The sequence below is a fragment of the Xanthomonas sp. BRIP62409 genome, assembly GCF_003992965.1.
In the GTDB taxonomy this organism is placed as follows: domain Bacteria; phylum Pseudomonadota; class Gammaproteobacteria; order Xanthomonadales; family Xanthomonadaceae; genus Xanthomonas; species Xanthomonas euroxanthea.
Window position 1 is genome coordinate 1 of record NZ_QEZJ01000014.1, and the last position, 20,097, is coordinate 20,097.

21 protein-coding genes are annotated in these 20,097 nt (G+C 66.3%); 16 read left to right on the plus strand and 5 right to left on the minus strand.

What is annotated here, in order from left to right; all coding sequences use genetic code 11:
• Positions 1-229 precede the first annotated feature (229 nt).
• From EO170_RS03440 to EO170_RS03450, 3 genes are all read left to right on the plus strand, one after another.
• A complete protein-coding gene (locus EO170_RS03440; RefSeq protein WP_104532321.1) occupies positions 230-856 on the plus strand; it encodes a DUF47 family protein in 627 nt (208 codons plus the stop codon).
• A 9-nt stretch (positions 857-865) separates the two neighbouring features.
• On the plus strand, positions 866-1,993 hold the full coding sequence (locus tag EO170_RS03445; RefSeq protein WP_104582878.1) for an inorganic phosphate transporter: 1,128 nt from the start codon (positions 866-868) through the stop codon (positions 1,991-1,993).
• A 121-nt stretch (positions 1,994-2,114) separates the two neighbouring features.
• Entirely contained in the window at positions 2,115-2,876 is a 762-nt protein-coding gene (locus EO170_RS03450; protein ID WP_115676773.1) for a YdcF family protein, read from the plus strand.
• 236 nt (positions 2,877-3,112) lie between these two features.
• Here EO170_RS03450 and EO170_RS03455 read toward each other — a convergent pair whose 3' ends face one another.
• Together EO170_RS03455 and parE are read right to left on the minus strand one after the other, a co-directional pair.
• Positions 3,113-4,624, minus strand: a complete 1,512-nt coding sequence (locus EO170_RS03455) for a S10 family peptidase (protein WP_126942493.1) — start codon at positions 4,622-4,624, stop codon at positions 3,113-3,115.
• Positions 4,625-4,997: 373 nt separating this feature from the next.
• Entirely contained in the window at positions 4,998-6,887 is a 1,890-nt protein-coding gene (parE, locus tag EO170_RS03460; protein ID WP_104582880.1) for a DNA topoisomerase IV subunit B, read from the minus strand.
• 162 nt (positions 6,888-7,049) lie between these two features.
• On the opposite strand from parE, the gene EO170_RS03465 reads away from it, so the two are divergent.
• The 8 genes from EO170_RS03465 (at position 7,050) to truD (ending at position 14,877) form a co-directional block, all read left to right on the plus strand.
• Entirely contained in the window at positions 7,050-7,298 is a 249-nt protein-coding gene (locus EO170_RS03465) for a hypothetical protein (protein WP_164740888.1), read from the plus strand.
• 176 nt (positions 7,299-7,474) lie between these two features.
• On the plus strand, positions 7,475-9,139 hold the full coding sequence (locus tag EO170_RS03470) for a CTP synthase (protein ID WP_104582881.1): 1,665 nt from the start codon (positions 7,475-7,477) through the stop codon (positions 9,137-9,139).
• Between the two features lie 204 nt (positions 9,140-9,343).
• A complete protein-coding gene (kdsA, locus tag EO170_RS03475; RefSeq protein WP_104582882.1) occupies positions 9,344-10,177 on the plus strand; it encodes a 3-deoxy-8-phosphooctulonate synthase in 834 nt (277 codons plus the stop codon).
• Positions 10,178-10,454: 277 nt separating this feature from the next.
• Positions 10,455-11,747: a phosphopyruvate hydratase gene (gene eno, locus EO170_RS03480; protein WP_104582883.1), complete on the plus strand. Its 1,293-nt coding sequence runs from the start codon at positions 10,455-10,457 to the stop codon at positions 11,745-11,747.
• A gap of 3 nt (positions 11,748-11,750) precedes the next feature.
• Entirely contained in the window at positions 11,751-12,107 is a 357-nt protein-coding gene (gene ftsB, locus EO170_RS03485) for a cell division protein FtsB (protein ID WP_016904016.1), read from the plus strand.
• Positions 12,104-12,877 (plus strand): 2-C-methyl-D-erythritol 4-phosphate cytidylyltransferase, encoded by a 774-nt coding sequence (gene ispD / locus EO170_RS03490; RefSeq protein WP_104582884.1) that lies wholly within the window; start codon positions 12,104-12,106, stop codon positions 12,875-12,877. Before ftsB ends, ispD begins: the two co-directional genes overlap by 4 nt.
• A gap of 146 nt (positions 12,878-13,023) precedes the next feature.
• On the plus strand, positions 13,024-13,515 hold the full coding sequence (ispF, locus tag EO170_RS03495) for a 2-C-methyl-D-erythritol 2,4-cyclodiphosphate synthase (protein ID WP_104582885.1): 492 nt from the start codon (positions 13,024-13,026) through the stop codon (positions 13,513-13,515).
• A 252-nt stretch (positions 13,516-13,767) separates the two neighbouring features.
• The gene (gene truD, locus EO170_RS03500; RefSeq protein WP_126942496.1) at positions 13,768-14,877 is read left to right on the plus strand and encodes a tRNA pseudouridine(13) synthase TruD; all 1,110 of its coding nucleotides are present in this window, start codon (positions 13,768-13,770) and stop codon (positions 14,875-14,877) included.
• 135 nt (positions 14,878-15,012) lie between these two features.
• On the opposite strand, the gene EO170_RS03505 is transcribed toward truD, so the two are convergent.
• Entirely contained in the window at positions 15,013-15,552 is a 540-nt protein-coding gene (locus tag EO170_RS03505; protein WP_164739314.1) for a Smr/MutS family protein, read from the minus strand.
• Between the two features lie 99 nt (positions 15,553-15,651).
• Here EO170_RS03505 and surE point away from each other — a divergent pair, with 99 nt between their 5' ends.
• From surE to EO170_RS03525, 4 genes are read left to right on the plus strand one after another with little or no spacing between them, the layout of a single operon-like run.
• Positions 15,652-16,431, plus strand: coding sequence for a 5'/3'-nucleotidase SurE (surE, locus tag EO170_RS03510; RefSeq protein ID WP_104582888.1), 780 nt, complete (start codon positions 15,652-15,654; stop codon positions 16,429-16,431).
• Positions 16,428-17,105: a protein-L-isoaspartate(D-aspartate) O-methyltransferase gene (locus tag EO170_RS03515; RefSeq protein ID WP_104582889.1), complete on the plus strand. Its 678-nt coding sequence runs from the start codon at positions 16,428-16,430 to the stop codon at positions 17,103-17,105. Before surE ends, EO170_RS03515 begins: the two co-directional genes overlap by 4 nt.
• A gap of 18 nt (positions 17,106-17,123) precedes the next feature.
• Entirely contained in the window at positions 17,124-17,738 is a 615-nt protein-coding gene (locus EO170_RS03520) for a YqaA family protein (RefSeq protein WP_104648524.1), read from the plus strand.
• The gene (locus EO170_RS03525; RefSeq protein ID WP_164739313.1) at positions 17,735-18,511 is read left to right on the plus strand and encodes a peptidoglycan DD-metalloendopeptidase family protein; all 777 of its coding nucleotides are present in this window, start codon (positions 17,735-17,737) and stop codon (positions 18,509-18,511) included. Before EO170_RS03520 ends, EO170_RS03525 begins: the two co-directional genes overlap by 4 nt.
• A gap of 167 nt (positions 18,512-18,678) precedes the next feature.
• Here EO170_RS03525 and EO170_RS03530 read toward each other — a convergent pair whose 3' ends face one another.
• Together EO170_RS03530 and yhbY are read right to left on the minus strand one after the other, a co-directional pair.
• Positions 18,679-19,059: an Mth938-like domain-containing protein gene (locus tag EO170_RS03530; protein ID WP_126942502.1), complete on the minus strand. Its 381-nt coding sequence runs from the start codon at positions 19,057-19,059 to the stop codon at positions 18,679-18,681.
• A gap of 14 nt (positions 19,060-19,073) precedes the next feature.
• Positions 19,074-19,379 carry a ribosome assembly RNA-binding protein YhbY gene (gene yhbY, locus EO170_RS03535; RefSeq protein WP_104582892.1) on the minus strand — a complete coding sequence of 102 codons (306 nt, stop codon included), beginning with the start codon at positions 19,377-19,379 and terminating at the stop codon, positions 19,074-19,076.
• A 65-nt stretch (positions 19,380-19,444) separates the two neighbouring features.
• Between yhbY and rlmE the strand changes: the two genes are divergently transcribed.
• Positions 19,445-20,077: a 23S rRNA (uridine(2552)-2'-O)-methyltransferase RlmE gene (rlmE, locus tag EO170_RS03540; RefSeq protein WP_126942791.1), complete on the plus strand. Its 633-nt coding sequence runs from the start codon at positions 19,445-19,447 to the stop codon at positions 20,075-20,077.
• The last annotated feature ends 20 nt before the right edge of the window (positions 20,078-20,097 follow it).

A 20,097-nucleotide genomic window follows, 5' to 3' on the forward strand; every position in this document is an offset into this window, starting at 1 on the left:
GTTGGCCGGCGCGCACAAGGGCGGGGCGGCAACGGGGGAATATAGGGTCGTCTTCCATAGGGTGCACCCGAGGGCGCGGGAGCATGTTAGCAAACCACAGGGTGGTTCGAGCCGGGAAATGCCGATGTGAAGGCCACTTGTGGCGCCGAGATACCCAGACAGGTCATGGAACGGTCATAATTCGCGCTTGGCGTCCGTCTCTCCCTCGACGGCAGGAAGTTCTCCACCCATGTTCTCGTTGCAGACCATCTTCGGTTCCGGCAAGCAGTTCTATGCGCTCCTGAACGAAGCGGCGCAGGCCGCCTACGACAGCACCAAGGCCTTGCACGCCATGATGCGCACGTCCGACCGCCAACCCGCGCTGGACGCCTTCAAGCTGGCCCGCCTGCGCGAACGCGCCGCCTCCGACAAGATCGGCCAGGCGCTGGTGGATAGCTTCATGACCCCGATCGAGCGCGAGGACATCGAGGCGCTGGGGTCGGCGCTGTACAAGATTCCCAAGCAGGTCGAGAAGTTCGCCGACCGGTACTCGCTGGCCACCAAGCACCTGGAGCACATCGACTTCGCCCCGCGCGCGGCGATGCTGGAACAGGCCGCTGCGGTGGTGGTGGAGATGGTGACCGACCTGCCGCACATGAACATCGATCGCATGACCGCGCTCAACGACAAGCTGCGCATGCTGGAAAACGAAGCCGACCGGCTGATGCTCGAGCTGTACCGCGACATCTATTCCGGCCGCCTGGACACGCTGCAGATGTTCCTGCTCAAGGAGTTCTTCGAGATCCTGGAAAAGGCCATCGACCGTTGCCGCGAGGCCGGGGTGGTGGTGTACCAGATCGTATTGAAGAACAGCTGAGGCCGCCGCGTGCTTACCCTAGTCCTGGTGGTGATCCTGGCGGCGTTGGTGTTCGAGTTCATCAACGGCTTCCACGACACCGCCAACTCCATCGCCACCGTGGTCGCCACCAAGGTGCTGTCGCCGGGTTGGGCGGTGATGCTGGCCGCCGGCATGAACCTGATCGGCGCGCTCACCGGCACCGCGGTGGCGCTGACGATCGCCTCCGGCCTGCTCAACACCGAGGTGGTCGAGGTCACCCCGCAGGTGATCCTGTGCGCGCTGCTGGGCGGCATCATCTGGAACCTGATCACCTGGTGGAAGGGCCTGCCGTCGTCGTCCTCGCACGCCTTGATCGGCGGGCTGTGCGGTGCCGGCCTGGCGGCCGCGCACAACAACTGGAACGCGTTGATCTGGTCGGAAAACATCGGCAACTGGGCCAAGAACAAGGGCCTGTTGTGGAAGGTGTTCGTGCCGATGATCACCTCGCCGATCGCCGGCTTCCTGCTCGGTATCGTGGTGATGCTGCTGCTGTGGGCGATCATCGCCGGCATGGCCAGGCTGGGCGGGCCGATCGGGCGGCTGGCGCGTCCGCGCTGGGTCAATGCCTTCTTCGGCAAGGCGCAGATCGCCTCGGCCGCCTACATGGGTTATGCCCACGGCCATAACGACGCGCAGAAGACCATGGGCATCATCGCCATGACCCTGATCGGCGCGCAGTCGGCCGGTGCACTGGACGAGCTGCCGGGCTGGCTGTCGTTCCTGCATCCGGGCACCGGGCTGGCCGCAGGCGCCGGCATTCCGATGTGGATCGTGCTGACCTGTGCGGTGGTGATGGCCGCCGGCACCGCCTCGGGCGGCTGGAAGATCATCAAGACGCTCGGCCACAAGATGGTCAAGCTGCATCCCATCCACGGCTTTGCTGCGGAAACCAGCTCGGCCACCGTGCTCACCGTGGCCGCGCACTTCGGCATGCCGGTGTCGACCACGCACAGCATTTCCACCGCGATCATGGGCGTGGGCTTTGCCAAGAATCCGCGTTCGCTGCGGCTGGGCGTGATCGAGCGCATCGTCTGGGCCTGGATTCTGACCATCCCGGCGGCGGGCGGCGTGGCGTATGTGATCCTGCGCTGCTTCGAGTGGTTCGGCTGGACCTGAGCGATGTCGCGCGATGGTCACCTCGGTCGGCGAGCATGCGCGCCGACTGCAGGGCGTCCGGTTGCAGGGCATCCGGTTCGACCCTGATATCCCAACGCGTCCTGCCTGAGGAAACGCGCCGATGATGCTTGCGCTGGTGTGCGTGCTGTTCCTGCTGTCCTGGTTGATCGGCCGCCGGCGCTGGCTGCGCAGTGCGCGTGCGCTGGCGGCGGCCACGCTGGCCCTGCTGCTGCTGGTGGGCTGCGGCCCGTTGGCGAGCTGGATGCTGCACGGCTTGCAGCAGACCGGCGTCAACGACTTCAACGACTGGCGCGCGCGCAACATGATCGTGCTGCTGGGCGCAGGAACGGTGCGGCCGGATGGCCCCGACGCCACCGCCGAGTCCAACATGTTCGCCTATGGCCGCATCGTCGAATCGGCGCGGCTGTACCGGCAGTGCCGTGCGCACGGCGGCGACTGCAAGATCGAGATCAGTGGCGGCGATGCACGCGGGCTGGGCCTGTCCGAGGCGGTGGTGTACCGAAAGGTGCTGATCGGGCTCGGGATCGATCAGGCTGACCTGATCATGGAGCCGTCCAGCATGAACACCTGGCAGAACGCGCAGTTCAGCCAGCCACTGCTGCGCACGTACCGCCCCGATCGCGTCGTGCTGGTGTCCTCGGCCACCCATCTGCGGCGCGCCGAACTGTATTTCCGCCATTTCGGCATCGATGCCACGCCGGTACGGTCGGATTGGCTGACCGCGTCCTGGGCGTGGTTGCCGCAGAGCTACAACTTCACCGTGGCCGATGTCGCCCTGCACGAGTATCTGGGCATTGCGCGTTATCGGGTCTACGAGTGGCTGGGGTGGAATGTGCGGGCTGTGGCGCCTGGGGCGTTGTGAATGGGGAATCGGGAGTAGGGGATCGGGATTCGTAACAGCTGGTGCGCGTTTTGGTTTGTTCGGCTGATTTGAATCTCGACGGCAGCGAGTGGTGTTGAACGTTGACGCGGGCAAGTCACATGTGTGGCGGCCCGAAACCACTATTGGCTTTGCCGGTGGCTTGGCGACGGGGTGGTACGCACGCGCCGTCGGTGTGCTGCATCGCCAGCCGCGTGTGCGGCCGGCGATGGCTGTGCTCAGCGGGTTTCGTACAGCGTCTTGACGTCGTTGCGGAACGCGGCCTGGCTGTCGGGGCGGTTGTAGAACATGTGACCGCCGGGATACTCGCGCACCTGCACGCGCGTGGGGTCGCCCATCGCCGGCATCTGGTCCACCGTCAGCACCGAGCCCATGAACGGGCAGGAGAGATCGTTCCAGCCATGTGCGATCAGTACACGCAGCTTGGGGTCGATCGCCACCGATTGACGCAGCTGCGTCACCGCGCCCTTGCGCAGTTCATCGCCCCATTCCCACGCCGTATTGACCTCGTAATTGATCGCCTGATAGCGGGCATCGACTTTCCAGCCGACGATCCGGGTGACGAAGTCCACCATCGCGGTGGTGGTCGGCGCGATGATGCTGTCCAGCAGCGGATCGTTGGCGCGCTGCTCCGGATCGTTGGGGAAGGGGTCGAACGCGGTCACGTTGGAGTCGTAGCGGCTGCCCAGCTCGCCCTTGTCGCGGAACACCTCGCGCAGGTATGCCTGGGTTTCCAGGCGTCCGCCGGAGCGGCGCACATAGGTCGCGTCCAGTCCGGTCATGCGGGCGACCTGTTGCAGCATCGCCTCGGTGGCCTGCGGGTCGGTGCGGCCCTTCATCAGCGCCACCGCGTAGTCGCCGCGGGTGTAGTCGATCACCTGGCGCATCGCCGTGTCGCTGAGCTGGCCCTGGCGCTCCAGATGCGCGGCGGCGATCGAGGGCAGCGTCATCATCCATGCCAGCGGCGAGACGTCGCTGTTGTCGTCCAGGGTCGGGTTGAGGTACGGCGACACCAGCACCACGCCGTTCATCGCCACGCCGAGGCGGGTCTGCAGGTACTGGGTGATGCGCGGGCCGCGGAAGCCACCATAGCTTTCGCCGACCAGATACTTGCGCGTCTGCAGGCGGCGATTCTTCAGCAGCCAGTCGTAGATCACGCGCGAGAGATATTCCACGTCGGCCTGCGGGTTGTAGAACTGCTTCTTGGCCTCGTCGTCGCCGATGAGCGCGCGGCTGAAGCCGGTGCCGACCGGGTCGATGAACACCAGGTCGGTGAAGTCCAGCCAGGTGCCCGGATTGTCGCGCAAGGTCGCCGGTGCGGACGCGCTGTCGCCTTCGGCGCCGAAGCCGACCACCTTCGGCCCGATCGCGCCCATGTTCAGATACACCGACGCCGCGCCTGGTCCGCCGTTCAATGCGAAGGTCACCGGGCGGTCCTTGCCGTCCACGGTGTAGGCGGTGAACACCACCTCGCCGGTGGTCCTGCCCTGCGCGTCGCGCACCGGCAGCGTGCCGACGGTTGCGGTGTAACTCAGCGAGCGCCCGGCCACGCGCGTGCTTTGCCGCACGCTGGCATCGGCCGGCAGTGGCGCGGGTTTGGCCGCAGCCGCATCGGATTTGGTATCGGATTTGGTATCGGGTTTTGCATCGGTCTTGTCGGGCGCATCGGCCAGCGCCGTCCCGCTGAGCAGGACGCAGGCCAGCAGGCTGGCGCGGAGAAAAAAGGACATGAGCATCGGACGTTCGGCAGGGGAGCGACGATGCTAGGGCCCCGGCGGCGCCCGATGGATGTGCACAAAGGCACATGTGTCGCGTCGGCCGACGCCGCATGCCTGGCATGGCGCCGTCTGTGCCGCGGCAGGCAGCCGTCTGACCCAAAGGGTGAGGTTTGGGCAGTCTGCTGAAATAGGCATCGACCTAAAAGAAAACCGATGACACTCCCTTCTCCCGTCGGGAGAAGGTGCCCCGCCGGGGCGGATGAGGGTGCATGGCGGAGCCTCAGGCGGTTACTTACCCGGTGGCTTCGCACCTACCCTCACCCCAACCCCTCTCCCGACGGGAGAGGGGCTTGACCTTTAGGGCCTTAACGCTTCCCAGAGGTTCTTAAACTTCCAGCGATGCCAGATCGCCCTTGGTCTCCAGCCACTGCTTGCGATCACCCGCGCGCTTCTTCGCCAGCAGCATGTCCATCAGCGAGCGGGTCTGTTCGCCATCGTCGATGGTCAGCTGCACCAGGCGACGCGTATCCGGATGGATGGTCGATTCGCGCAGCTGCTGCGGGTTCATCTCGCCCAGGCCTTTGAAGCGGGTGACGCTGACCTGGCCCTTGATCTTCTCGCGCGCGATCTTGTCCAGCAGTGTGGTCTTTTCCTCTTCGTCCAGCGCATAGAACACCTGCTTGCCCACGTCCACGCGGAACAGCGGCGGCATCGCCACGAACACATGGCCGGCGGCAACCAGCGCCGGGAAATGCTTGAGGAACAGCGCGGTCAGCAGGGTGGCGATATGCAGGCCGTCCGAGTCCGCATCGGCCAGGATCACCACCTTGCCGTAGCGCAGCCCGGTGATGTCGTCCTTGCCCGGATCGCAGCCGATCGCGATCGCCAGGTTATGCACTTCCTCGGAGGCCAGCACGCTGCCCGAAGCCACTTCCCAGGTGTTGAGGATCTTGCCGCGCAGCGGCAGGATCGCCTGGAAATCCTTGTCGCGCGCCTGCTTGGCCGAGCCGCCGGCCGAGTCGCCCTCGACCAGGAACAATTCGGTGCGCGACAGGTCCTGGCTGATGCAGTCGGCCAGCTTGCCGGGCAGGGCCGGGCCCTGGGTGACCTTCTTGCGGACGATCTGCTTTTCGGTCTTCAACCGCGCGCTGGCGCGGTCGATGGCAATCTGCGCGATCTTCTCGCCGATCTCCACGTTCTGGTTCAGGTACAGGCTGAAGGCATCGTGCGCGGCGCCTTCGATGAAGCCGGCGGCCTGGCGCGAGGACAGGCGCTCCTTGGTCTGCCCGGAAAACTGCGGGTCGGTCATCTTCAGGCTGAGCACGAAGGTGACCCGGTCCCACACGTCTTCCGGCGCCAGCTTGACCCCGCGCGGCAGCAGGTTGCGGAAGTCGCAGAACTCGCGCAACGCATCGGTCAGGCCCGAACGCAGGCCGTTGACGTGGGTGCCGTGCTGCGCGGTCGGGATCAGGTTGACGTAGCTTTCCTGCACCAGCTCGCCTTCCGGCACCCAGGCCGCGGCCCAGTCGACGATCTCGGTGTCCTTCTTCAGGCTGCCCGCGAACAGGTCGGCCGGCAGCAGCTCATGGGCGGCCATCTCGCCCTTGAGGTAGTCGCGCAGGCCGTTCTCGAAGTACCAGCTGTCCTGCTCGCCGGTGGCCTCGTCGTGCAGCTTGACGGTCAGGCCGGGGCACAGCACCGCCTTGGCGCGCAGCAGGTGGCGTAACGCGCGCACGTTGAACTTGGGCGTGTCGAAGTACTTGGGATCGGCCCAGAAGCGCAGCCGCGTGCCGGTGTTCTTCTTGCCGACGGTGCCCACCACTTCAAGCTTGGACGCGGCGTGGCCGTCACGGAACTCCATGCGGTGCTCGCTGCCTTCGCGCTTGATGAACAGTTCGACCTTGGTCGACAGCGCATTGACCACGCTCACGCCCACGCCATGCAGGCCGCCGGAGAAGGTGTAGTTGCGGTTGCTGAACTTGCCGCCGGCATGCAGCCGGGTCAGGATCAGCTCGACACCGGGAATCTTTTCTTCCGGATGCATGTCCACCGGCATGCCGCGGCCGTCGTCGGACACCTCGCAGCTGCCATCCTTGTACAGGGTCACTTCGACCTGCCTGGCATGACCGGCCAGCGCCTCGTCGACCGAGTTGTCGATCACTTCCTGCGCCAAGTGGTTCGGGCGCGCAGTGTCGGTATACATGCCAGGGCGGCGTTTGACCGGGTCCAGGCCCGACAGCACTTCAATATCGGCGGCGTTATAACGGGTGTTCATGCATCTCGTTGGCACGTGAAACGACGCGCAAGTGTGGGGGCTGGGCCGATTTTTTGCACGCGACCGACGTTCAGTGCAGGGCGGGGTGCGGCTGGATACCCTGGCGTTGGATTCGGAACCAAACGTCCCCACCTGAGGATGTCACCGAAACCGGAGGACACCATGAAGTTCAAGCACATCCTGATGCTCACCCTCGGTGCTGCCGCAGTGGCCGCGCTTCCTGCCCTGGCCCAGGCGGCCCCGCAGCAGACCGGGCAGGGCGCCGGCGCCAGCGCGCAGAAGGCCGACGACGCCAAGGCCAAGACCGAAGCCGAGCGCAAGGCCGAACGCCGTGCCGCCGCCGCGGCGCACAAGCCCAAGGCCGATGACGCCCCGCGCGAGGAAGAGGAAGAAGAAAAGCCGGCGCGCTGATGCCAGTGCGAGTCGGTGCCACGCCATACAGACGCCCCGGCCTTGGCCGGGGCGTCTGCATTTGGGCGCCAGGCGCAGCGCCGCTTTCGCCGCTGTGACGACATGATCGTCACGCAACCCTTGGGCATTCGCCCGTCACCCGCTAAACTATGGCTTTCCGGGAGGCTCCAAGCCCCATGACCCCCCTGATTTTTGTTACCGGCGGCGTAGTGTCCTCGCTAGGCAAGGGCATTGCCGCCGCTTCGCTTGCCTCCATTCTGGAAGCGCGTGGCCTGAAGGTCACGATGATGAAGCTGGACCCGTACATCAATGTGGACCCGGGCACGATGAGCCCGTTCCAGCATGGCGAGGTCTACGTCACCGACGACGGCGCCGAGACCGACCTGGACCTGGGTCACTACGAGCGCTACGTGCGCACGCGGCTGTCGCGCAAGAATTCGGTCACCACCGGCCGCATCTACGAGAACGTGATCCGCAAGGAGCGTCGTGGCGATTACCTGGGCGCCACCGTGCAGGTGATCCCGCATATCACCGACGAGATCCGCCGTTGCATCGACGAGGCCACCGCCGGCTTCGACGTGGCGCTGATCGAGATCGGCGGCACCGTCGGCGATATCGAGTCGCTGCCGTTCCTGGAGGCGATCCGCCAGGTGCGCACCGAGCGGGGCGCCGAAAAGGCCATGTTCATGCACCTCACGCTGGTGCCATACATCGCCGCCGCTGGCGAGCTGAAGACCAAGCCGACCCAGCACTCGGTCAAGGAACTGCGTTCGATCGGTATCCAGCCGGACGTGCTGCTGTGCCGTTCCGAGCAGGCGGTTCCGGATTCGGAGCGCCGCAAGATCGCGTTGTTCACCAACGTCTCCGAGCGCGCGGTGATCAGCTGCCCCGATATCGACGTGCTGTACGGCATGCCGCTGGAACTGCGTCGCCAGGGCCTGGACGAGTTGGTCATCGATCAGTTCAAGCTGCGCGACAAGGTGGCTGCGCCCGACCTGTCCGAATGGGCGGCGGTGGTGGATGCGGTCAAGCATCCGCTGGACGAGGTCACCATTGCCGTGGTCGGCAAGTACGTCGACCACCAGGACGCCTACAAGTCGGTGGCCGAAGCGCTGCGTCATGGCGGTCTGCGCCAGCGCACCAAGGTCAACCTGAAGTGGCTGGAAGCGCAGGACCTGGAAGGCAGCGACATGGCGGCGCTGCAGGATATCGACGGCATCCTGGTGCCGGGCGGCTTCGGCGACCGTGGCTTCGAAGGCAAGGTGCTGACCTCCAAATACGCGCGCGAGCACAAGGTGCCGTATTTCGGCATCTGCTACGGCATGCAGGCGGCGGTGGTGGACTATGCCCGCCACGTGGCCGACCTGGACGCAGCCAACAGTACCGAGAACGATCGCCAGTCGCCGCACCCGGTGATCGGCCTGATCACCGAATGGCGCACCGCCACCGGCGAAGTGGAAAAGCGCGACGAGAAATCCGACCTGGGCGGCACCATGCGCCTGGGTCTGCAGGAGCAGCGGCTCAAGCCGGGCACGCTGGCGCGCGAGGTGTACGGCAAGGACGTGGTCGCCGAACGCCATCGCCACCGCTACGAGTTCAACAACCGCTACCGCACCCAGCTGGAAGACGCCGGCCTGGTGATCTCCGGCAAGTCGATGGACGACACGCTGGTGGAGATGGTGGAGCTGCCGCGCGAAACGCACCCGTGGTTCCTGGCCTGCCAGGCGCATCCGGAATTCCTCTCTACCCCGCGCGACGGGCATCCGCTGTTCATCGGCTTCGTGCGCGCCGCGCGCGAGAAGAAGGCGGGTGGAAAACTGCTGAAGGAAGCGCGTGCGTGAGCCGCTTGTTCTCCCTGCGGGAGACGCGGGCGCGCCGTGCCGGATGAGTGGGCATCGCAACGCACCGGAAGATGGCAGCCATGACGAACGCGTCGCCATGCGCCGCCCTGGGCAAGCCATCGGGCTTCACCAGCGCGTTGCAATCGCCCCCTCACTCCAACCCCTCTCCCGACGGGAGAGGGGCTCAATCAATAAGGTGACCTGATGAAACTCTGTGACTTCGACGTCGGCCTGGATCAGCCGTTGTTCCTGATTGCCGGCCCCTGCGTGATCGAGTCGATGCAGCTGCAGCTCGACGTGGCCGGCAAGCTCAAGGAGATCACCGGCAAGCTGGGGATCAACTTCATCTTCAAGTCAAGCTTCGACAAGGCCAACCGCACTTCCGGCACCAGCTTCCGCGGCCCGGGCCTGGAAGAAGGCCTGAAGGTGCTGGAAGCGGTGAAACAGCAGATCGGCGTGCCGGTGCTGACCGATGTGCACGAATACACCCCGATGAACGAGGTCGCCGCCGTCGTCGACGTGCTGCAGACCCCGGCCTTCCTGGTGCGCCAGACCGACTTCATCAAGAACGTCTGCGCCGCCGGCAAGCCGGTCAATATCAAGAAGGGCCAGTTCCTGTCGCCATGGGACATGAAGCCGGTGGTGGACAAGGCCAAGTCGACCGGCAACGAACAGATCATGGTCTGCGAACGTGGTGCCTCGTTCGGCTACAACAATCTGGTCAGCGACATGCGTTCGCTGAGCGTGATGCGCGATACCGGCTGCCCGGTCGTGTTCGATGCCACCCATTCGGTGCAGCTGCCGGGCGGGCAGGGCAGCAGTTCCGGCGGCCAGCGCGAATTCGTGCCGGTGCTGGCGCGCGCCGCGGTGGCGGTGGGCATTTCCGGCCTGTTTGCCGAAACCCATCCGGACCCGTCCAAGGCCTTGTCGGACGGCCCCAACGCCTGGCCGCTGGACAAGATGGAAGCCCTGCTGGAGACGCTGCTGGCGCTGGACACCATCACCAAGCGCCACGGCTTTCTCGAACAAGGCGTCTGATCAGGCAATGCGGTGGCGCGCGCGGCCGCTGCTGCGTGGTCCGTTAGCGCCGCGGATGCGGATGTGGTGCCGGTGTTCGCACAGTGGTGCCGCGTGCTGCAGCTGACACCGCTGCACTGCGCAGTCCGTACTGCCGCCCACCTGCTGCTCCGGCGTCCTGACGTGTCGCCATCGCGGCGGCCGCTTGATCTCGCCATTTGGCAAGCCGCAGTCCTGCGGCGATAATCCGGCAGCTTGTTTCCGGTGTCCTTCCCCCTTACTGGTAACCGATCGACCTATGACCACTATCGCCAAGATCCTCGCCCGCGAAATCCTCGACTCCCGCGGCAATCCCACGCTGGAGGCCGAAGTCACGTTGGACGACGGCTCGTTCGGCCGCGCCGCCGTGCCCTCGGGCGCCTCGACCGGCACCAAGGAAGCGGTGGAACTGCGCGATGGCGACAAGACCCGCTACCTGGGCAAGGGCGTGCTGCACGCGGTGCAGAACGTCAATGGCACCATCGCCGAGACGCTGAAGGGCTTCGATGCCGCCGACCAGCAGGGCCTGGACCGCCGCCTGATCGATCTGGACGGCACCGAGAACAAGGGCCGCCTGGGCGCGAATGCGCTGCTGGGTGTTTCGCTGGCCGCCGCGCATGCCGTGGCCGCCTCGCGCAAGCAGCCGTTGTGGCAGTACCTGTCCACCATCACCGAATCGGACGTGGCGCTGCCGGTGCCGATGATGAACATCATCAACGGCGGCGCGCATGCCGACAACAACGTCGACTTCCAGGAGTTCATGGTGCTGCCGGTCGGTTGCAGCTCGTTCTCCGAAGCGCTGCGTGCCGGTACCGAGATCTTCCACGCGCTCAAGTCGGTGCTCAAGGGCCACGGCCTGAGCACGGCAGTCGGCGACGAAGGTGGCTTTGCGCCGGACTTCCGCAGCAATGTCGAAGCGCTGGACACCATTCTCGAGGCGATCGGCAAGGCCGGCTACACCGCGGGCGAAGACGTGCTGCTGGGCCTGGACGTGGCTTCCAGCGAGTTCTACGACAACGGCAAGTACAACCTGGTTGGCGAGAACAAGCGCCTGACCAGCGAGCAGTTCGTCGACTTCCTGGCCGACTGGGTCGCGCAGTATCCGATCATCAGCATCGAAGACGGCCTGGCCGAGGACGACTGGGCCGGCTGGAAGCTGCTCACCGACCGCGTTGGCAAGAAGGTGCAGCTGGTCGGCGACGACCTGTTCGTCACCAACCCGAAGATCTTCAAGCAGGGCATCGACTCGGGCACCGCCAATGCGATCCTGATCAAGGTCAACCAGATCGGCACGCTGACCGAGACGCTGGAGGCCATCGCGATGGCGCACGCGGCCAACTATGCCTCGATCGTCTCGCACCGTTCGGGCGAAACCGAAGACACCACCATCGCCGACATCGCCGTGGCCACCACCGCCACCCAGATCAAGACCGGCTCGCTGTGCCGCAGCGATCGCGTCGCCAAGTACAACCAGTTGCTGCGCATCGAGCAGGCGCTGGGCTCCGGCGCACGCTACGCCGGCCGCGACGCGTTCGTTTCGATCAAGCGATAAGCCGTGCGCAACTGGCGCTGGCTACTGCTGGTGCTGGCGGTGCTGCTGGCTTGGCTGCAGTACCGCTTCTGGTTCGGGCCTGGGAATTCCGGCGAAGTCATGATGCTGGAAGCCCAGGTTGCGCATCAGACACAGGACAACGAAGGTCTGCGCCAACGCAACCAGGCGTTGGCAGCAGAGGTGAAGGATTTGAAGGACGGCGAGGCGGCAATCGAGGAGCGCGCGCGCAGCGAGCTGGGCATGATCAAACCGGGCGAGACGTTCTATCGCGTGGTCGAGGATGCACCGCCGCTGCCGCCCGCGGTGGCCGCGCCGTCGGCCGCACCCGTCGAGCCCGACGCGCCGGCGGAACAGCCATGACCGGTTCGATCTGGGCGATCGTGCCGGCCGCCGGGCGCGGCACGCGCTTTGGCGGGCAGACCCCCAAACAATATCTGCCCGCCGCCGGGCAACCGCTGATGGCCTACACGCTGGCGGCGCTTGCCGCGCATCCGGTGGTGGCCGGCATCGTGGTGGCCATCGCGCCCGACGATGCGGATTGGCCGGGCTGGACGTCGGTGCAGGCCAAGCCGGTGCTGACCTGCGTCGGCGGCGGGACACGTGCCGCATCGGTGCTGGCCGGATTGCTGGCCTTGCCCGAGAGCGTGCGCGCCGATGACTTTGTGCTGGTGCACGACGCCGCGCGGCCCAATCTCGGCCTGGCCGACCTGGAGCGCCTGCTGGAAATCGGCCGCGGCGATCCGGTCGGCGCGATCCTGGCTGCACCGGTGCGCGACACCCTCAAGCGTGCCGGCGACGATGGCGGCATCGATGCCACCGAACCGCGCGAGCGGCTGTGGCGCGCGCTGACCCCGCAGCTGTTTCGTCGCCATCAATTGATCCGCGGCCTGACCGAAGCGTCGGCCGCCGGCGTGGACGTGACCGACGAGGCGATGGCGATGGAGCGGCTGGGATTGCGCCCGTTGCTGGTGGAAGGTGCCGAAGACAACTTCAAGGTGACCACGCCAACGGATCTGGCGCGCTTCGAATTCGAGCTCGCACGCCGCGGCGTGGCGGTGGATGCCGAATTGGTGGCCACACGCAACGATGCGGTGGTTGCCGATGCCAATCACGACGTCAACACGCGTTAGGGCGGCTGTCGAACGATTGCGAGGCCGGTTTGCGGAACCGGCTGTGTAGGCAACTCGTACACGGCGGTCTGTTTGTAGCGTGCATGCCGACCTAAACGACTGCTTGCTCCCTGTTGTTGGGCACTCTCACTCACCACGGATTTTCCATGTCTTTCAATTTTCGAATCGGTCAGGGCTACGACGTGCATGCGTTCGGCGCGGGCGACCACGTGATGCTGGGCGGCGTGCGCGTCGCGCACAGCCATGGCGTGCTTGCGCACAGCGATGGCGACGTGGTGCTGCATGCGCTGTGCGATGCAATGCTGGGTGCGCTGGCGCTGGGCGATATCGGGCAGCACTTTCCGCCATCCGATGCGCGCTGGAAGGATGCCGACAGCGCGCAGTTCCTGCAGCATTGCGATCACTTGCTGCGCGAACGTGGCTGGCGCGTCGGCAATGCCGATGTCACCGTGATCTGCGAGCGTCCCAAGATCGGCCCGCATGCGCTGGCGATGCGCGAACGCATTGCCGGCCTGCTGGCGATCGAGCTCGATGCGGTTAGCGTCAAGGCCACCACCAGCGAAAAACTCGGCTTCACCGGCCGCAGCGAGGGCATTGCGGCGCAGGCGGCCGTATTGCTTGGCAAGATCGCTGCATAACCACAGCCGGCAAGGCCGGTGCCCACCCCCGGCCGGGTGCGGACGGTGCCTGGCGATGGGGCAGCACAGCGCTCATCACGCATGCCCTGCATGCACCGTCCACACGCATCTAACCACTGCCGGCCAGGTTTCTAGCCGTTCCACATCGCGATTACCCGCGCCGGGCTCATCTTGGCGTTGCAACGCGACATCACCGCGCCGAGGCATTCGGCACACAGCGCACGACCTGTCGGCGCGAAGGTAAATCACAGCATGAGCGACACCTCTGTTCTGCCACGTGCGCATGGCGCTGCGGTCCTTGGCGCGGCAATGCGCAGCACGCCCGACGATTTTCAGGTCGATGAGCTGCCGGCCTTCGAGCCCTCCGGCGAGGGCGAGCACCTGTTGCTCACCATCCGCAAGCGTGGGCAGAACACCGCCTATATCGCGAAGAAACTCGCGCACTGGGCCGGGATCGCCGAGATGGGCGTCAGCTACGCCGGCCTGAAGGACCGCCATGCGGTGACCACGCAGCGCTTCAGCGTGCATCTGCCCAAGCGCATCGCGCCGGAGCTCGCCACGCTCGATGACGACGAGATGCAGGTCATCGACAGCACCTGGCACAACCGCAAGCTGCAACGCGGCGCACTGCTGGGCAATCGTTTCGTGTTGACGTTGCGCCAGGTGGAAGGCGAGCGCGCTGCGATCGATCAACGCCTGCAGGCGATCGCCGCGCGCGGTATCCCGAACTGGTTTGGCGAACAGCGTTTCGGCCGCGATGGCGGCAACGTGGCCTCCGCGCTGGCGATGTTCGGCTACCAGTCCAATGCCGACGGCACGTTGTCAGCGGCGCCGGCATCCAGGCGGCGGCTGCGCAACGATCAGCGCTCGATGCTGCTGTCGGCGGCGCGCTCGGCGTTGTTCAATCGAGTGCTCAGCGCACGCGTGGGGCAGGGCACCTGGGACACCGCACTGGAGGGCGAGGCGTGGATGCTGGACGGCTCGCGCAGCGTATTCGGCCCCGAGCCGTTCAGCGAGGAATTGGCAGAGCGCCTGGCGCGCTTCGATATCCATCCCAGCGGGCCGTTGTGGGGTGCCGGCGAGCTGCGTTCGACCGGCCAGGCCGCGGCGGTGGAGCAGGGCGCCTTGTCCGATCCGCAATCCGACGCGCTGCGCCACGGCCTGGAAGCAGCGGGCTTGAAGCAGGAGCGCCGCGCACTGCGCCTGCGTCCGCAACAGCTGGAGTTCCGCTGGCTGGATGCACACAGCCTGCAGCTCGAATTCGCACTGCCGCCCGGTTGCTACGCCACCGCGGTGCTGTGGGAGCTCGGCGAGGTCAGCGACGCCGGCCGTCTCAACACCGGCCCGCGTTCCGACGCCTAGGCCTGCCCGGTGGTCGTCAGCCGCCCGGCAAACACGCCACCCCGTAGGAGCGGACCCGGCCGCGACAGGCCTGCCCATTAACGCGTCCTTTGGGCAAGCGCATGCCTGCACCAGCGACCCGTCACCCAAGCGGCCCTAACGCCGCGCCAACAACACCAGTAACGCCCCCGTGCCACCCTGGGTGGCAGGCGCGGAATGAAACGCCAGCACGTCATTGCGTTGACGCAGCAGGCGATCCATCAGGTTCTTCAACACCGGCGCACCGTTGTCCGACTGCAGCCCCTTGCCGTGGATGATGCGCACGCAGCCATGGTCGTGCGCATGTGCCTCCAGCAGGAACTGCCGCAGCAGGGATTCGGCCTGCGTGGCGGTGGCGCCATGCAGATCCAGCTCGTCCTGGATCGAGAACTGCCCGCGCTTGAGCCGTTGAAACAATCGGGTGGGAAGATTCTCGCGTCGGTAACTGGCGGTATCCCCGGCTTCCAGTGGCGCGCTGTCGCGCAGCAGGCGTGCGAATTCGGTGTGCGCTTCGGCGTCGTCGCGCTCGGCCATGCGCGCGCGCGGCTTGGGGCGCGGCTTGGCATTGGCCGGTGGGGCGACCTCGCGAATCGGCTTGACCGCGCCGATCGCTGCGCGGAACAGCGCGCCGTCGTCTTCGTCTTCTGGATGCGACATGGTCACAGCGTAACGTGCCCAACCTCAGGTGCAAGCGAAGATCAAGCGCGAAGGGCGCGGACGCATCCGGTATCATGGCCCGGTTTTCCGAGGAGTCCCATGCGCGTACTGGTTAGCAACGACGACGGTGTCGACGCCCCCGGCATCCAGATTTTGGCCGAGGCGCTGCGCCATGCCGGTCATGAAGTGATGGTGGTCGCGCCCGACCGCGACCGCTCCGGCGCCAGCAATTCGCTGACGCTGGATGTGCCGATCCGCACCCGCCGCATCGACGCGCAGACCTGCGCGGTGGCCGGCACGCCGACCGACTGCGTGCATCTGGCGCTGACCGGCATGCTCGATTACGAGCCGGATATCGTGGTCTCCGGCATCAACAACTCGGCCAATCTCGGCGATGACGTGATCTATTCGGGCACCGTGTCCGCCGCGATGGAAGGCCGCTTCCTCGGCCTGCCGGCGGTGGCGGTGTCGCTGGTGACGCACAACCATGAGGCGCACAACTACCAGAGCGCCGCACGCGCGGCGGTGGAGATCGTGGCGCGGCTGAAGGCCGACCCGCTGCCCGCCAACACCATCCTCAACGTCAACGTGCCGGATCTGGCCTGGTCGGATGTGCTCGGTTTCGAGGTCACCCGGCTCGGCAACCGCCATCGTTCCGAACCCTGCGTGCCGCAGCGCGATCCGCGCGGCCGCACCGTGTACTGGATCGGCCCGGCCGGGCCGGAGCAGGACGCCGGCCCCGGCACCGACTTCCATGCCGTGCGCACCGGGCATATCTCGATCACCCCGATCCATGTCGACCTGACCCGCTATCAGGCGTTGGAGACGGTGGCTGGCTGGGTGGGCGGGTTGACCGCCGCGCTGGATACCCCGGCATGACGCCCAGGCTACGCCTGCAACCGGAATCGGTCGGGATCGGCATGACCTCGCAACGCGTGCGCGACCGGCTGGTCGAGCGCCTGCGCGAGGCCGGCATCCAGGACGAAGCCACGCTCAACGCGATGCGCACGGTGCCGCGCCATCTGTTCATCGATGAAGCGCTGGCCTCGCGCGCCTACGAAGACACCGCCCTGCCGATCGGCCACGGCCAGACCATCTCGCAGCCCTGGGTGGTCGCGCGGATGACCGAGGCGGTGCTGCAGGTCGGCCCGACCAGGGTGCTCGAAGTCGGCACCGGCTCCGGCTACCAGGGCGCGATCCTGGCCGCGCTGGGGCTGGAGGTGTACACGGTTGAGCGCATCGGCGACCTGCTGCGGCAGGCGCGCAAGCGCTTCCGGCATCTGGGCATGAATGTGCGCAGCAAGCACGACGACGGCCGCATCGGTTGGCCCGAACACGGCCCCTACGATGCCATCGTGGTCACCGCCGCCGCCCCGGCACTGGTCGATGCGCTGGTCGATCAGCTGGCGGTCGGCGGCCGGCTGGTGGCCCCGGTCGGTGGCGCCTCGTCGCAGTCGCTGGTGCAGCTCACGCGCGCTGCCGATGGCGCGATCGAGCAGCAGGTTCTGGCGCCGGTCACGTTCGTCCCGCTGTTGTCGGGCATGCTGGATTGAATCCATGAGAGTTCCTCGATGAAGATCTTCGGGCCGTTGTACGACGTGGCCATTCGTTGGTCGCGCAATCGCCGCGCTCCGGCGCTGCTGACCGGCCTCAGTTTCGTGGAGGGCTTCATCTTCCCGGTGCCGCCGGAGGTGATGCTGGCGCCGATGTCGCTGGCCGAACCCAGACGCGCGTTGTGGTTCGCCACCTTGAGCCTGCTCGGCTCGGTCTGCGGCGCGCTGGTCGGCTATCTGCTGGGCCATTTCGCCTTTGCCGCATTGTCGCCGCTGATCGAGTGGCTGGGCTGGAGCGCGAAGATCCAGGCGCAGATCGAAACCCTGCGCACGCTGGTCGCCGATTCGCCGTGGAAGGCCTTCTGGGCGCTGGTGCTGGTGGGCTTCACCCCGATTCCGCTCAAGATCTTTACCTGGGCCTCGGGCGTGGTCGGCGTGCCGATCCTGCCCTTCATCGCCAGCATGCTGGTGGGGCGGGGCAAGCGCGTGTACCTGGTAGCCGGCGCGATCCGGCTGGGTGGGGCGCGTGCGGAAGCCGCGTTGCATCGCTGGATCGAGCCGCTGGGCTGGGTGGCCATGGCCGTGCTGGCAGTGGGAGCAGGGTGGCTGGCGTGGAAGACAACCAACGGATGAGCAAGTTGCAGATGAATTCGGTATGTAAGACAGCAGTCCTGCTCGCAGTGGCCATCGGGCTGGCCGCCTGCAGCAGCGCCACGGTGGTGCGTTCGCCCGGAGCCGGCGGCGGTTCGGCGTCTGCACGTCCGTCCGCGGCGCCACGTCCGTCGGTGCCGCGCCCGGGCGCGACCGTCACCGTCCAGCGCGGCGACACGCTGTACGCCATCTCGCGCCGCACCAACATCACCGCGCCGGATCTGGCGGCCTGGAATGGCCTGTCCTCGCCGAACACCATCTATCCCGGTCAGACCCTCAAGCTCTATCCGCCCGGGGCCAGCAAGCCTGGCGGCAGCACCTCCACCGCCGGCACGGTGGTTCCGCCGCGCCCGAGTGCCCCGGTCGCAGCGCCGGTCAGCAGCGGATTTCCGTGGCGCTGGCCGGCCGATGGCGTGGTGGTCGGCACCTTCGTCACCGGCGAAACCACCAAACAGGGCGTGGACATCGCCGGGGCCAGCGGGCAGGCGGTGCGTGCCGCGGCCGATGGCGTGGTGGTGTACTCCGGCGCCGGCCTGGTCGGCTACGGCGAGCTGATCATCATCAAGCACAACGACCAGTGGCTGTCGGCCTACGGGCACAACCGCAAGCGCCTGCTCAACGAAGGCCAGAGCGTCAAGGCCGGCCAGCAGATCGCCGAGATGGGCCGCAGCGGCGCTGCCCGCGACATGCTGCACTTCGAGATCCGCTACAACGGCAAGCCGGTGGATCCGTTGTTGTATCTGCCTAGGAAGTGATTGGGGATTCGGGATTTGGGATTCGCGACGGCAACGGCGCTGAGCTGATGGTTCCGCGTGGAAGGTGCGTTCTACCGGCCTGAGCTCGCTTGAGGTGTCGCTACTGCTGCTGGCATGAGAGCGATATCTGCTCCAGCCCGCAGTTGCGAATCCCCAATCCCTAATCCCTAATCCCGGCCTTCCAGAATCATCGCCAGCGCCACCCGGCGGCCTTCGCTGGCCAGCACGTTGTAGGTGCGTGCGGCGGCCGCATTGGTCATCGCTTCCAGGCCGATGCCGCGGGTCAGGCAGGCTGCCAGCACATCCGTCTTCGGAAACTGCTGCCGCTCGCCGGTGCCGAGCAGGATCACCGCCGGGGCAAGTGCCAGCACCGCGTCCATATGCGCGACCTGGAGCTGCGCCAGGCCGGGCACCGGCCAGCCTTCCACCAGCTGGTCGGGCATCAGGATGAAGCTGCGCTGCAGAATCTGGTCGTTCACCTTGGCATGGCGGCCATCGGCCGCGCGCAGCGCATAGGTGTAGTCGGGGTGTTCCTGGCTTAAAGGCATGGCGAACTCGTCTGTCAGCCGCGCGGCAGCACGATCTGACGCTTTTCCTTGCTGGGGCGGTACAGGATGGCGACATGGCCGATCCGCTGCACCAGCGCGCTGCCGGTGTGCTGGGTCAGTTCGGCGATCATGGCGTCACGGGCCTCGCGATCCTCCGATGTCACCTTCACCTTGATCAATTCGTGGCGCTCGAGCACTTCCTCGAGTTCGGCCAGAAATGCCGGCGTGACCCCTTTGCCCCCGGTCTGCAGCAGTGCCTTGAGATCGTGGGCCTGGCCGCGCAGGAAACGGTTCTGGGCGGAGGTGAGAACAATGGACATGCAGGATCAAAGGGAAGCAAAGGGTGTTCAGGGTATCATGGCGACCCGTTCAGACCCCTTTGCCGATGCCTTCCCGTAGTAAAAGCAGCCAGCGCTGGCTCAAGGAACACTTCGCCGATCCGTTCGTCAAGAAGGCGCAGGCCGAAGGCATGCGCTCGCGCGCGGCCTACAAGCTGGAAGAACTGCTCCAGCGCGACCGTCTGCTCAAGCCGGGCATGGTGGTGGTCGACCTGGGCGCGGCGCCGGGCGGCTGGTCGCAGCAGGTACGCAAGTCCATGGGCGACAGCGGCCGGGTGGTGGCGCTGGATATCCTGGAGATGCCGCCGCTGGCCGGGGTGGAGTTCCTTCACGGCGACTTCAGGGAGCAAGCCGTCCTATCGGAATTCGAGGCGATGCTGGGCGATGTGCCGGTGGACCTTGTGCTGTCCGATATGGCCCCCAATAAGAGTGGCATGGACGCGGTCGACCAACCGCGGATGATGCACCTGGCGGAACTGGCAATGGAATTTGCCGATATCCACCTCAAACCGGGCGGGGCGTTCCTGATCAAGCTGTTCCAGGGCGTCGGGTCCGACGACTACATTCGTGAGCTTCGCCGCCGCTATGACAAGGTGACGATTCGCAAACCGGCGGCCTCGCGCAAGCGCTCCCCGGAAGTTTATGCGCTCGGTCAGGGCAAGCGTGCCCAGATCAAGTAAGCTGCCAATGACCACCGTGT